Raw genomic sequence first — 14,038 nt, 5'->3', positions numbered from 1 at the left:
TATGGTAAGATTCATGCATTTTTCCGATACTCATATAGGCAACAGGCAGTACTATATGGAGGAGAGGGAGCAGGACTTCATGGATTCATTCTCGGAAGCCGTTTCAATAGGTCTGAAGGAAAAAGTGGATTTCTTTATCCATTCAGGCGATCTTTTTGACGTATGGAATCCAAGCAACCGTTCGCTCGCCTTTTTGAGGGATTCAATGATAGAACTCAAAGAGAAGGGGATAAAAGTTTACATGGTACTGGGTGATCATGACAGGCCTAAAAGAGTGGATTACCCTGCCGCTGAAATATTCGATTTCCTCGGGATAACTGTTCTGGGGAAGGATGGATTTCAGGGCATGGATCTTGAAATAAATGGTGAAAGCCTCTTTCTGGGAGGTATTTCAAACATGAAGGGCATAAGGAGAGACCGGTTGCCTGAAGAGTACAGGAAAGCTTCCTCAGCAGCGGAGGGGAAGAAGAATTCAGTACTCATATCTCACCAGGGAGTAACTGGATTTGGGCTTATAGATGAAGCCTGCGAAATAAAGAAAGAGGAGATACCTGGCAATTTTTCATATCTGGCATTCGGCCACATACATGAGGGTGCAACTTCAAGGATAGGAAACTCACTATTCTCCTATGCCGGATCTTCTGAGATATGCAGCACAAACGAGATCCAGTCCTTCCTTAAAAGGGGGAAGGGCGTTAATCTGGTTGAGATAAGCGGAGGAGAGGCTGAACTGGACCGAATACCTCTGAATTCTGTCAGGGTACAGGCGTCCATAAAGGCTGATGGAAACGATTATATGGACAGGATAGTGAAATTTCTTGACGGTTTTCAGAATAAAATCAAAAACAAGAGGCCCATAATATCAGTTGAAATATCAGGGGATGTAGATCGTGGCCATGTGAAAACGGATCTTGATTCACTTTCAGAAAGGGCCATAATAAGAAAGCCGGTTTTCCAGTCATTGGAAATGCATATGGAAAGGAGGCCGGATCTCACCATGATCGATGACTACTTCAAGGCATATTTCAGGGATGATGAGATGGCTCTACTTGCAAAGAAGATTTTCGAGAGCACACAGTCAGAGGACAAGGAACAGACATTGAAACAGATACGTGAACTTTTTGGGATTGGCGGTGCACAGTGAGAATAGACAGAATTATCCTGAATAATTTCATATCTCACCAGGCGACAGATACGCCTTTCTATGATGGGATCACCATGATAACAGGCCATAACGGTGCTGGAAAATCCAGCATAATAGACGCAATTGTATTTGCACTTTTTGGCCCGAAGGGCGAATATGTCAGGGGAAAAAAGGCAGAGGACCTGATAAAAAAAGGTAAAATGTTTGCATCGGTTGAACTCCATTTCAGCATGGGAGAGAACAGGTACACCGTATTCAGGAGAGTTTCCATGAAGAAGAACGATAATGCTGCCTATCTGGATCATAACGGAAGTCGTATTATTGATACCATCTCAGGAGTGGACCAGGAGATAGAGACAATACTTGGAGTGAGCAAGGAAATCTTTATGAATTCGGTCTTTGTGAAACAGGGTGAGATGGACTCCCTCATTGATGAAGATCCTGCAAAAAGGAAGGAACTCTTCAGCAAACTCATAGGAATCGACAGACTCACAAAAAGCTCCAGGATTGTTGGGGATCTGGTCAAAGAACTGGAATATGAACGGGCAATTCTACAGGAATCGGTTAAGAATATAGATCCCATCAAAAACTCCATTAAAGAGATGGAAAGGCAAAAACATGATCTGTATGGAAGCCTTGCCGTGATCAGAGAGGATCTTGATGATGCACGAAAAATATTCTCCGGTATTGATGCCAAAAGAACTGAGTTGCTGGGAAAGCAGGCAGAACTCAATTCAGCCAGGTTGGAACTGGATAAGATCAACTCTGAAATCAGTGAAACAGAGATAAGGTTGAAGCATGCAGTATCAGAAATAACCAGGCTTGAAAGTTTGTTGAAAAACCAGGAAACAATTGCGAAAGACCCCCTGTATGCAAATCGTGAACTGGTATCCCGTTATTTTATGATTCAGAGCAAACTGCAGCCAATAAAGAGGGAACTTGACAAGGCTGAGAAGGATAAACAGGAACTGCGGGAAATAGAGAAAAAAATATCAGGCCTTAGGAAAGATCATGAGGAATTTCTGCGAATCTCTTCAGAAATAGAGAGAATACGGAATGAAGTTGAGAAGAGGGAGGGGATAAAAAACGATTTTATTCACTATTCAAAACAGTTGGAGGAGGCAAAGAAGGATCTGGAGATTCAGACAGCGAAGATGGATGAACTGAGGAAAAGCCTTGTATCTAAAATTGAAAATTTGGAGACCCTGAAAGATTCCACCATGGTCAATGAACTGAGAAAAAATGTCACAAAGCTGGTTTTTGAAAAAAAGTCTTTGATTCAGCAGGAAGAAAATACCATCAGAGATGCCAGGGCAAGAATGGAGGAACTACAGAAAAACAGATCTATGATTGAGGGCAAAAGTGTATGCCCTGTTTGCAAATCAGATCTTGACCAGGAACATTATAACAGGTTGAAGGATGAGTATGAACAGAAAGATAGAGAATACAGAATTATTATTGTAGATTCAGAGAAAAGGCTGAAAGTACTCGATTCAGAATTGGATGCTCTTAAGAAATATGAATCTGTGGTTCTATCCAGAAAGCTGGACGAATTTTCAGCATTACTTTCAGGAATAGAGAAAAACAGTGAGAATGCAAAGAACCTTCAGATGAGGATAAACCTCATATCTGGGGATTACGGAGAATATCTGAAGTTGAAAGCACAACTGGATGAGGCAACACTGAAACTGAAAAATTTAGCGGTTTCAGAACAGAGTTATTCCAACTATGATGCCATGATCAAGAGGTATGATCCTTCAGCACTTGATAATATTATAGCATCTGATCAAACTGAGGTAAGATCAATGGAGGGGGAGTTGGGAGTTATATTAGAGACCATTGGATTCATGCCTCCTGAAGATGCCCTGCAGAAGATAAGGGAAATCGATATGGATTACAGGCGCTTTGAAGGATACCGGCAACAGATGGCTGCTGAAAAGGCCACGGAAATGAGTATCACCCATACCTTGAAAACACTTGGTGAAAGATCAAAGGAGAAAACTGAAAAAATTGATTCCTTAAGAAATGTTACACTGGAACTGCAGGATATTGAGAAACGCAGAAAGAGTGCATGGGATTCTGTGGATGAACTTATTAGAAGGGAATCCGGAATAAAATCAGAAATTTCATCCCTGGAGAAAAACATTAAAGATAAAAATGACAACCTTGCGATTCTGGAGGAATCAGAAAAAAAATATGGAAAGATTTCTTCAGCTGTAACAAAGCTTGCGCGGATAAGGGATGCCTTCGGTAAGGACGGCGTCCAGGAGATAATGAGAAAGGATTCTGCGGAGAGGATAACCAACCGTGCAAGAAGTTATGTGAGCTCCTTTGGACTGAACATAGATGACATGAAGATTGATGAGAACTTTGACATAAGTGTTACACAGAATGGGATGGATCAATCCCTTAACACCCTGAGCGGAGGGGAAAAGACATCTCTTGCCATCGCTGTTAGATTGTCAATAGCACGTTATTTAACCGGAACTATAAGCACAATAATAATGGATGAACCCACCACTTACCTTGATGAAGAAAGGAGAAAAGACCTCAAGGACATAATACAGTATTCCCTGAAGAATGAGAACCTTGTCCCTCAGATGATCATAATAACCCATCACAGCGATCTTGCTGCTGTGGCAGATGCATCTTACGAGATCACAAACCGGGGTGGAAATTCTTTCATAAGGGAGATGGCATAATCTTTTTGTGATTTAACCAAAAGTCCTGATTCTGCTAAATTTTAAATTATGCAATCCATCCATATCCCAGAAAATAGCCAGTATGGTGTTAGAGGATAAAAGTTGGAATGTATGAAAGTGAGGCTACCTTCTGACAACCATCTTTGCCGCCAACTGCTGCAGGGATATGGTATGCAGCCATACTCTTCCTGGCCCACGCATTGTTGCAAAGAAGAGCCCTTCGCCCTCCATTCCGGCAAGCACCATGGTTTTTAATCCACCTATCCTGGAGACTGAATACTGAACGGTTTCATCAAAGGCAAGCACATGGCTCATTTCAGCTTGGATTTCCTCACCATCTGCAAGATCCATTTTCAGCACATGTCCATGCCCGTGAAGCATAAGAGATCCGGTTCCGCTGAACCGTTCTAAAAAGAGGCCTTCACCGCCCACCATACCCTGCCAGATGCCAGCAAACTTGGATGAATATGATATGGTTGAATCCATGCAGAGAAATGCGTTGAATTCTGCAAGAACACTGTTTCCTGTCAGATCTATCCTGAGTATCTTTCCAGGAAGAAAACCCGCCGATCCAAAGCTTCCGGGGCCTTCCACCTTGAGTAGAAATACTGCCGAACCTGCCAGCATGTGTGAAAACGCTCCCCTGAGACCTCCACTCTTGGTATCTAGCCTGGTGCCGGGTGTCCTGAATATGAGATGACCTGGTTCTACGAAAGCAGATTCTCCTTCTTTTAGCTTAACTTCAAGATACTGTACCTCGTTTCCAATGATTTCATAATCTGTCATTATTTTTGGTAAAATACTATATTATTTAAAACTTGGTTGAATCTCCATTTTGAGCTTATGCACCCATGTGAACCTGGTTCGTGAAGAGATTAATATATGCGTGATTTAATTATGTTGCGTATAAATGATAGATGATACAGGTACCGGAAACTACCCATTCAATTTCAAGCTTAGCGCCGTGATTCCCACCATAAACGAGGAGAGCACCATAGGGGAGATCATAGACGATCTGAAGAATTCAGGGGTACTTGAGATAATAATAGTGGACACAAACTCCACTGACAGAACAAGAGAAATTGCAAGAGAGAGAGGGGCAAAGGTCATTGATCAGCCAAAGAAAGGTTATGGTAGGGCATACAAGACTGGACTGAAGGAGGTGACAGGAGACATAATAATCTGCATGGATGGAGATGGCACATACCCGACGAATATGGTTAGGCCATTTGTTGAGATTCTTGTTTACGATAAAGTCGACTTCATTTCAGGAGACAGGATGAAGCTCAGGACAGATAAGAATTATACAACGTTGCACTACGTTGGAAACAGCATACTTAACAGAGTTGCAGGACTGCTTTTCAAAATCTCAATTAATGACTCACAGAGCGGCATGTGGGTTTTCAGGTCTGAACTCTATAAAATGATGGGGAAGCTCAGCGACAAGATGTCTTTTTCCGAGGATATAAAGATTGAGGCAATCAGGCTAGGGACATTTATAGAGATACCTATCAGGTACGGCGTGAGAATAACAAAACCTAAACTTAAGACCTGGAGGGATGGGTTTTCCAATCTGTTCAACCTTTTTGTGAAGAGGGTTAACACCTAGTATTATATATAAATGAAGATGATTCAGTAAGGCTTTTCAAAATTTATTGATTTCAGGGCATCCTTCACCTTGTTCCCGTCAACCGGAACCTGCGTATAAGCATCTTCCTTTATTTTTTTGAAGTTTGCAATGAACTCCTGATCTGTGGTGAAAAAATTAATGCATATGTATTTTTTTCCTGCTGAATTTCCATAAAGGATTAGACTTATGAGATTTGCAAGGGTTAATCCATTTTCTCCCACATCTTTTGAGAAATAACCATGAAGTTTCTCTCTTATTTTTACAACGTCCTCACCATCTGCAGAATTCACAGGCACCAGATATGAAAAATTTTCCTTTATCTTGGTACTCAGGAAGTCTGTGAGAGAGGCAGGAATAATCTGAAGATACTGCCTTATATGAACGCTGTCCATCAGCAAAATGTAAGGTTTTGCCCGTTCAATAAATGAGAGGCTAAAACTTCTGTAACCGCCGTCATTCGGGAAGGTGGATTCTTCAATTTTTTCCTTAAAGCGTTCAAGGAGTTTACCCCTTTTTTCTTTGTCTGCCTGATCCCATATGGTTGAACTGCCAGGATTCTCAATATTTCTAAAAAACATTGTTCCAAAATCCTTTGAAAATTTGCCCGCATTTTTTAAGATCTTTCTTTGACACATCCTGTTAACGTTGCTTTCAAGTGCCAACCCTTGTTTACCGTATCTGTTAAAGAACTCCATTGCATTATTGTGCATTGGTCTGTCCCCATAAATGATGTCCAGAAATATTTCAGCATCAACTATGTTAGCTATATCCATTCCGGATCACTTCCGGTCTGGATATATAGATACAGACTTTGTAGCTTCAAGCGCTTTTCTTATTCTTCTGGACCATCCTATATTGAATGTTCCTGAAAATGTTGCCAGATGAGACATCTTTTCCAAAATGTCATCATATTCCAGGACACCTTCCATATATGCAAGGATTATCCCACCGTAGGCAACAGATACCAGTCCGGTCATTGAAATGAGATTCCTTGACTTTTCCACAGTCTCGTGGGATATGGCTATAACCATTCTGCTCATTACATTTATGAACATGTTGAAATATGAATAGAAAAGAGCGTCTGCTTCAGTCCAGATATCTTTGTCTAGCATATCACGGAGGACGTTAAATCTGTTGATCCATAGAGTCTTGACAGTACGATCATAACAGGCAACCATTATGGTCTTGACTTCGCTTGCTTTGATCGTTGATATAAAATCAGAGATTTCCCTGAACCTGTGATCGATTTCATTTATGGATTCCTGGAGTTCTCTGCTGTCATCCATGGTGAAATCATAAATATTCTTGGAAATCTTTATTTTGCTGAAAATTAGATCTGCCATTCGTTCATAATCGGTTCCAGATTTGAGGATATACTTATTGTAAAGTTCTTCTGCAGTTCCCGTCCATCTGCTGTGTCTTTTTTTCAGACTCTTCTTTAGATCGAGAAGGGGGACAGGGACAAAGATATTCTCCTCCAGGTTGAAAGCAGCCATGAAGTCTAATACACATATGGTTAAAATTATTTCCTGAAAAGTGATACTAAATGTTAATATATGCCATGGTTAAAAGTAGTTTATTAATAAGAATGCCAGAAGGCTGATCTTTACTAAGATAATAGTTCAGAGAAGCAGAAAGAGAAAGAAGACCATACAGGGATTTGTCATAGGGGTAATTACGGTACATGTGCCATTTGGTCTTGAACCTGCTGATAAAAAATCTCAGGTTGACGAAATGGTGAATAGGCTTGAGAAAATGATTATAAGAAAAGATGAAAAGTTTAAAAATTCCCCGTTACCTCTGTAATCTGTCAGGAAGTGGTTAATGGTGACGCCTGGTGCATAGTAGGCAGGTGAGAGAGTTGGGTCACCTTCTGGGAAGCTGTAGTTGACGTTCACTGCCACCTGGCTTATCACCGCGTTTGCAATCGGAACCCCATTAAGCATAACGGTTGCAGATGGGAACAGATTATAGTTGCCTGTGGTGTGTATGGTGAACATTGGAATCTGCTCAACGGATGTCTCAAGATTCCCGTAGGCACCTGTGACACTCAGAGTGAGTTTTTCGACGTTTTCTGGAGCCATTACTGCATACTGGGAGAAACCCCATGGTGCTGAGATAGATCCGGATGGGTCAGTTACATAGAAGTATTCAAGTTCACTGCCTCCAGTTGCGGGACTTTACTGAATAAAGGATGGATGGTATGTGAACATACCCGAACTGTTGGCCTGGAATGTTTTTATCATCTCCCGCTGTAAACAGTCACGTCATATATGCCACCTGTGCTTCCATATTGCCTAAATATCTGGAATGTATATGAGGTGCCATTGTAAAGAGTGTAGAAAGAAATGAGGGCGATAAGATCAGGTGTCACTGTCATTGACCCAATCTGCTGAGACGAACCGTTAAATGCTGCTCCCTGCACGCTCTCAAGACTTCCCCAAGGAAATGTCTGGGAAGAATCTGCTGCCACGAGTGTATACGACCCCTGAGAACTGAAAACTATTCCAAAAAAAACAGAATCATTACCGCTGCAACGATAACTGTCACCATACTTCTGATATTCGTTTGATCACCAGAAAAAGATACGTCCATGTGGAATTTATGTAGTTGGAAACAGTGTTAAGTAACAGTGTTTCTTTTTGTGCAGTACAATTTCAGATTGAATTTTAGGTCTCACAGTAGCATCTGTTTCCGTGAATGAAAATATTGGAGACTTTAGATAAAGCCAAGCGAGTCACGGAGGAGTTCTGCTGGTTTCCTCTTTATATCAGCTTCCAGCTGTGATATGATGAAATCCCGGTCCTTTGCAGTCAACTGCAACCCCATCTCTCTGGAACCTATCACAATTCCACCCACGCAAACATGGTAACCGTAAAAGAACTTGGGCCTGCACCTTGAATTTGCTGTTATTGTATTTGTGAAAAATTTTCCTGACCTTACAGTCCCGCCCAGAACCGACACCTCCGGGCACACCCTGAAGTTAACCATTGCTGCATTGATCACTGAGGCTGCATATTCGCCTGCCTCCTGCAGAATTGAAAGAGCGGTCTCGTCTCCGGAAGATGCCATCGTGGATATACGGGGGGCAAGGAGTGCTATGTGTCTCTTGTCTTTCTTGCCTTCCAGTGAACCCATTACATCCCTGAAGTCGTTCTGGAAATATTCCTCTACCAGTTTTACAAGGGAGTCGCCCTGCAGAATGCCATCCTTTTGTCTCTGAGCAAGTGTGATGCACCTCTTTGCCATCCAGGAAGCTGAACCCTCGTCTCCAGCAAACCATCCCCATCCACCTATTCTGTTTATTTTGCCTTCCTTCTGATAAAATCCAACACTTCCCGTCCCAGGGGCAAAAATTATTCCATCCTGGAACATGTTGCTCATTCGGTAAGCTAAGTATCCATCATTCTCCAGTGTGTATGGATGATTACCCATTACGTTCCTCACTATTCTGTTGCCCAGCGCTGTGGCTTCCTTTGAATCACCTGCACCGGCTATACCCAGTATGACATACCTGACCTGCGACAGATCCATGCCTGCCTGGGTCAGCGCCTGATCCATTGCATCATTTATATTATCCTCTGAGACATCCTGAGAGACTGTAAGGAAATTGGATGGACCGGAAATGCCTGAAGAGAGGAATGTTTTATCCGCTTCATCGAAGAGGATTGCACATGTCTTTGTTGCTCCGCCGTCGATTGAAAGAATCATATGCCGATTTCATATCAAGCCCGTATTTAAAAACTGTGCGGGCAAAAAAGATTCATGAATGAAATTTTTGTCCCAGAACTGTTTGATTATTTTGATTATTATATAATACAGATATTAAAAATCCTCATCCAGAGAAAAAACAGAACCACCCATATCATCCGTCAGAGGATTCCCGGATGTCCTGGCGGTGGTAACAAACAGTCTATCCATTTCCGGCCCCCCAAATGCACATGAAGTTACATTTTTTGCAGGAATTTTTATGGTCCTGATCCTTTCTCCCTTTCCCGGATCCCATTTTGAAATGCAACCTCCGCCCCAGTGCGCTACCCACAGGTAACCTCTGGAATCTATTGTCATACCATCCGGTTTTCCTGAAAGAGGGCCGAGATCCACTGCTGTCCGTCCATCCCATATTTCAAATTTTCCCGGGGAATAGTCATAAACATCAACTTTCCTTGTTGGAGTATCTATGTGATAGAACAATTTCTTATCAGTATCCCAGCAGATCCCGTTTGATATTGTGAGATTTTCCAGCAGAATCTTTACTTTTCCATGTCTGTCCATGGCGTAAAGTTTTCCAATTTTTTCCTTTTCTCCTATATCCATTGTTCCTGCCCAGTAATTTCCGTATGAATCGCATTTCCCGTCATTGAATCTGACCTTCTGTCCTGCAATGTCGATTTTTGCCATGGTTGAAACTGATCCATTTTCAGGATCCATCTTTATAAAACTGTCACTGCTTGTTCCCATAAATCCACCCTTACCGTCCGGGTACAGTGATGTCACTATGTCAGTGGTTTCCACGGTACTTATTAAGCCGCTTTCCCAGTCCATATAGTGGAATCTTCTGGCCGGGATATCCACCCAGTATAGCCTTTCTCTTCCTGCATCCCAGCTCGGGCTTTCTGCCAGAGTGTCCATTTTCTGTGTTATGTTTTTCAGCATGGGTTCTTCTCCAGTCAATTCACCTAAAGCCTCTCTTTTCCCATCCCTCAGAGAAGAGATTGAAATCCCTGTCCTGCTCCTCTGCTATATACTCCTTAACCTTCTCCTTTATTCCAATGCCTATTCCAGGCCTGTTGCTGACTTTTTCATACCCATTTTTCACTTCAGGTCTGTTATCCACTATGTCCCATGCCCAGTCAGGATAGGCAAACTCATCGAACATCTCCTGTATTTTCAGGTTTGGAAGAGTGGCATCCAGCTGCATGGTGATAAACGTATTGATTGGACCTTCAGCCTGATGGGGGGCCACAGCTATATTGTAGGATTCTGCCATTGCCGCTATCTTCTTAGTTTCAAGAAGCCCCCCTGTGTTTATGACATCTGGCTGTGCAATATGTAGAGCACCAATTTGGAAGGGGCGGGTGAAATCAAATCTAGTTATAAAACGTTCTCCTGCAGCAATTGGAACACTGGTAGATCTGGAAAGTATTGACATGCCCTCTACATCTTCTGGAATAACCGGTTCCTCAAACCATCCTATGTTCTCAAATTTTTCCAGGTATTTTGCAATTTTCAGTGCTGTGGATCGGTTGAATCTACCATGCCCTTCTATTAAAAGTTCAGTTTTATCTCCCACAGCAGAATGTACGGATTCTATTATCTGTTTTGATGAATTGAATTCATCCTCGCTGAGGAAACCTGACCCTGCACCAAATGGATCGAACTTGAGTGCCCTGTATCCCTTGCTTACAGCATTTCCGGCAAGCCTACCCCAGTCTTCAGGCTTCTGTGCAGATGTGTACCAACCGTTTGCGTATAACTTTATTGAATCTCTAATTTTGCCTCCAAGGAATGTATAGACCGGTGCACCGAAGTGTTTTCCCATCAGATCCCATGATGCAACTTCAATGCCACTCATAAGACCTATGCTTACCAGATCCTTGCTTCTGTTGAATGTCCTGAGCATCCAGCGATTAATGAATTTCTCAATCTCCAATGGATTTGATCCAATGATCATGTCGCCAAGATCCTTCAGCCTTTCCTTAACCGAGAACTGTGCGCTGTATACTGTGGCTTCACCTGTTCCAATTGAACCATCGGGAGTTATAATTTCCAGAAATACCCATTTCTTCCAAGGATTTTTCACAATGTAGGTTCTCACTTCTGATACTTTTGGTTCATACATAATTGGTATTCCTTTGAGAGATTATAGATTTACTCTCCTAATATCATGAAATCCATGGAAACTTGGAATTTTTCCATTTTAGGAATTGTTATTATGACCTGAAAAATTTATGTCAAGATTGCCCTAAGATTCCATCTTTCTGATTGATACATTTATATCTTACACATTAAATTCCTAAGGATGCGACTTCAGGTTATGGCAGTCTAGAAGGTGGTGTTCAATGATATTCAGAGAAAAAAAACCATTACCGTATAAGCCAGAATAAGCTAGCTGATGTAGAAAAGGATTTTTATCCTATCTCTTTGTAGGGAGGTACCATATAAGACTTTGAAGAGATGGATATGAAGGCTTGAAAATAATCAATCCGCAATATAATTTGATAAGATAAAACCAACCTTTTTCCTGAAGCACATCTTTTTAAAGTTTTTCCCAGATGCCTAAATACCTTCCTTCAAATAGATAAATGGAATTTCTAATTTAAATTCTTTTCTTAATGTGTATGAAATTCTTCGGTAAAACAGTATAATAAACTATAAATTACGTTTAGGTATAGTTGAATTATGCTAGAAAAATACCTTATAATTATACTGTCTGGACTTGATCAGAAGGGTAAAATGATTGTAGGCCTAAATTTTGCAAAGAATGTTTCCAGGAAAAAACTGGCTGATGATGTTAAAGTGGTATTTTTCGGTCCAAGTGAAGAGGCGCTTGCAGAACATGATCCGGATGTGGACAACCTGATGCATATGCTTACTGATCTGAATGTTATTCAAATTGCCTGCAACGGATATGCTGCTGCAAAAAATGTTACTGAGGACATAGCAAAGATAGGAATAAGACTGGAAGACGTATCAGATACCATTACCAGATATGCAGAACAGGGTTACAAGATCATAACATTCTGATCCCTGTTTAATTATTTACAATAGATCAGATAAAAAAAGTTTATATCTATTATAAATATGTTTCAAAGAATAATAAATGGCTCTTCTGAGAAAAAAATCGCAATCGGGTTCTGATCGAGGAAAAATCGAAGGAAGAAAGTTTATTGATCTGAATAATTTCAGGTTTTCAGATGAAAAACCGGACGTAACAACGACCCTTAAGGTTGCAGAAATTTACCGCTTTGAGGACGTAAGGCGGATAACTGACCATGTTTATGGAGGCAACATAGTTCTGCTTGACTGCAGCAACATTTCAAATGATGACTTACTCATGAGAAGGGTGATCGAGGAGGTCAAAGCAATTGGAAGGGAAGCTAATGGCGATGTTGCTGGTTTGGGTAAAAATATAATTGCAATAACTCCCAAGGGAATTGTAATTGACAGGAACCGTATCAGGGCACCTTACTGAGTGATTTTCCAGTTTCATATCCCTTCCCAAGTTCTGGCGTATGGAGTTGAAATACTGAGATCAGGAATCCTCCAACAACTATAACTATAGCAGCAGTAATAAAATCGAAACCATACCCTATTTCCAAGGCAACAAATCCAGAAATAGCTGATCCAGCTATCTGCCCAATTCCAAGAAATGAGTTGTAGAGACCGATTGCTTTCCCCCTGTTTTCCGGAAGGGCCAGCTTTGAAATTGATGTGACCCAGGCTATGCTTATGAAACTCCAGAAAAATCCCATGAAACCGTAGAGAAATATTGAGATATATAGCAACGGACCAATTGGCAGTACAAGAAAGGTAAGAACCGATGCAATTGATATTATGGTTATTCTGGACAGAAGAGAGAATGATATGGTGGCCCTGAGTCCCATGACCCTTACTGATGCCCCAGCAAACTTGAATGCAATTGTAGAGAATATATTGTTCAACAGATACATTATGAATATTTCCATCTCCGATGCCTTCAGCTTATCTATTAAATAAACCGGAAATGGGACAAAAAAAAGCTGGAAACCTAACATAAGAATACACGTCAGAAAAATGTAGTTCCTTGTTCTTGGAAGTAGAGGCTTCCCCCTCTTCATGTTTTTGAACTTGAAAATATGTATCACATTTGAGGGGAAATACCTAAGCCTTTCAACCATCCTGAAAGAATATATATTGTTCAGCCTGGATCTTCTCAGCTTTCTTATGGATTCTGGAAGGATTATCAGGGCAGTGATTCCCGCCGAGAGATAGACAAAAGCTGAAATGACATAAAAAAGCGGGAGTATAATCATTGTGAATGAGGCAAAAACTGTTATGATGACTGTGCCTGCCAAAAGCCCAATAACAAGACCGATATAAGAAACGGTATTGAATCTGGCCATGACCGTGGGCCATTCTTTCTCCTCTGAATTTTCCAAAATCAGAAGTGTTGAAACCGGTGTGGCTGCCATTGCCACAATCTGGAAGATTACCAGCATACCGATGTATGTCCAGAGCATATGTGCAAAAATTACCAGAAGAAGTGCGAAGAAAGAACCTATGAAACCTATAACAATGAATATCTTCCTCTTGCCCAGGGAATCCGAAAGATTTCCCCAGAATATGAGTGCAGGAACAGATGCAGACGAAGATATTGAAGATGCGATGCCTACAAATTCAACATTTGAGTGAAGATATATTACAACGAAAAGAGGAATCAGCGGCGATGTCAACCCCCCAGAGATATTGGACAGAAGATAACTCAGAAACCATAGGTACTTGGGTTTGGCCTTTTTCACAACAGCCGTATTCACATTACCAACTGAGCTCCCCATGGATCCGATCCACCAAATTTCCAAG

The 14,038-nt window shown here is 41.3% G+C and carries 14 protein-coding genes; 5 read left to right on the top strand and 9 right to left on the bottom strand.

The genetic code is table 11. From position 1 onward, the window contains the following. Nucleotide 1 precedes the first annotated feature (1 nt). On the top strand, nucleotides 2–1,144 hold the full coding sequence (locus tag OXIME_RS00475; RefSeq protein ID WP_393971536.1) for a metallophosphoesterase: 1,143 nt from the start codon (nucleotides 2–4) through the stop codon (nucleotides 1,142–1,144). Continuing rightward, nucleotides 1,141–3,846 (top strand): AAA family ATPase, encoded by a 2,706-nt coding sequence (locus OXIME_RS00470; RefSeq protein ID WP_393971535.1) that lies wholly within the window; start codon nucleotides 1,141–1,143, stop codon nucleotides 3,844–3,846. Before OXIME_RS00475 ends, OXIME_RS00470 begins: the two co-directional genes overlap by 4 nt. Before the next feature lie 123 nt (nucleotides 3,847–3,969). Here OXIME_RS00470 and OXIME_RS00465 read toward each other — a convergent pair whose 3' ends face one another. Beyond that, nucleotides 3,970–4,632, bottom strand: a complete 663-nt coding sequence (locus OXIME_RS00465; protein ID WP_393971534.1) for a TIGR00266 family protein — start codon at nucleotides 4,630–4,632, stop codon at nucleotides 3,970–3,972. 124 nt (nucleotides 4,633–4,756) lie between these two features. Between OXIME_RS00465 and OXIME_RS00460 the strand changes: the two genes are divergently transcribed. Then, nucleotides 4,757–5,455 (top strand): glycosyltransferase family 2 protein, encoded by a 699-nt coding sequence (locus tag OXIME_RS00460; RefSeq protein ID WP_393971533.1) that lies wholly within the window; start codon nucleotides 4,757–4,759, stop codon nucleotides 5,453–5,455. Nucleotides 5,456–5,478: 23 nt separating this feature from the next. On the opposite strand, the gene OXIME_RS00455 is transcribed toward OXIME_RS00460, so the two are convergent. From OXIME_RS00455 to OXIME_RS00425, 7 genes are all read right to left on the bottom strand, one after another. Continuing rightward, entirely contained in the window at nucleotides 5,479–6,249 is a 771-nt protein-coding gene (locus OXIME_RS00455) for a hypothetical protein (RefSeq protein WP_393971532.1), read from the bottom strand. 6 nt (nucleotides 6,250–6,255) lie between these two features. Further along, on the bottom strand, nucleotides 6,256–6,972 hold the full coding sequence (locus tag OXIME_RS00450) for a hypothetical protein (protein ID WP_393971531.1): 717 nt from the start codon (nucleotides 6,970–6,972) through the stop codon (nucleotides 6,256–6,258). A gap of 225 nt (nucleotides 6,973–7,197) precedes the next feature. After that, nucleotides 7,198–7,560, bottom strand: a complete 363-nt coding sequence (locus OXIME_RS00445) for a hypothetical protein (RefSeq protein ID WP_393971530.1) — start codon at nucleotides 7,558–7,560, stop codon at nucleotides 7,198–7,200. A 158-nt stretch (nucleotides 7,561–7,718) separates the two neighbouring features. Further along, entirely contained in the window at nucleotides 7,719–7,949 is a 231-nt protein-coding gene (locus OXIME_RS00440) for a hypothetical protein (protein ID WP_393971529.1), read from the bottom strand. Between the two features lie 245 nt (nucleotides 7,950–8,194). Continuing rightward, nucleotides 8,195–9,187 (bottom strand): BadF/BadG/BcrA/BcrD ATPase family protein, encoded by a 993-nt coding sequence (locus OXIME_RS00435; protein WP_393971528.1) that lies wholly within the window; start codon nucleotides 9,185–9,187, stop codon nucleotides 8,195–8,197. A gap of 114 nt (nucleotides 9,188–9,301) precedes the next feature. After that, the gene (locus OXIME_RS00430; protein WP_393971527.1) at nucleotides 9,302–10,150 is read right to left on the bottom strand and encodes an SMP-30/gluconolactonase/LRE family protein; all 849 of its coding nucleotides are present in this window, start codon (nucleotides 10,148–10,150) and stop codon (nucleotides 9,302–9,304) included. A 1-nt stretch (nucleotide 10,151) separates the two neighbouring features. Then, a complete protein-coding gene (locus OXIME_RS00425) occupies nucleotides 10,152–11,318 on the bottom strand; it encodes a mandelate racemase/muconate lactonizing enzyme family protein (RefSeq protein ID WP_393971526.1) in 1,167 nt (388 codons plus the stop codon). Nucleotides 11,319–11,878: 560 nt separating this feature from the next. Here OXIME_RS00425 and OXIME_RS00420 point away from each other — a divergent pair. Both OXIME_RS00420 and sepF read left to right on the top strand, forming a co-directional pair. Continuing rightward, nucleotides 11,879–12,223, top strand: a complete 345-nt coding sequence (locus OXIME_RS00420; RefSeq protein ID WP_393971525.1) for a hypothetical protein — start codon at nucleotides 11,879–11,881, stop codon at nucleotides 12,221–12,223. 76 nt (nucleotides 12,224–12,299) lie between these two features. Next, nucleotides 12,300–12,671 carry a cell division protein SepF gene (sepF, locus tag OXIME_RS00415; RefSeq protein ID WP_393971524.1) on the top strand — a complete coding sequence of 124 codons (372 nt, stop codon included), beginning with the start codon at nucleotides 12,300–12,302 and terminating at the stop codon, nucleotides 12,669–12,671. Here sepF and OXIME_RS00410 read toward each other — a convergent pair. After that, nucleotides 12,655–14,013 (bottom strand): MFS transporter, encoded by a 1,359-nt coding sequence (locus OXIME_RS00410; RefSeq protein WP_393971523.1) that lies wholly within the window; start codon nucleotides 14,011–14,013, stop codon nucleotides 12,655–12,657. The two genes, sepF and OXIME_RS00410, sit on opposite strands and share 17 nt — an antisense overlap. Nucleotides 14,014–14,038: the final 25 nt, after the last annotated feature.

Origin of the sequence: Oxyplasma meridianum (assembly GCF_038024865.1) — an archaeon.
GTDB lineage: Archaea > Thermoplasmatota > Thermoplasmata > Thermoplasmatales > Thermoplasmataceae > Oxyplasma > Oxyplasma meridianum.
This window is presented reverse-complemented; position numbering and strand designations above follow the sequence as displayed.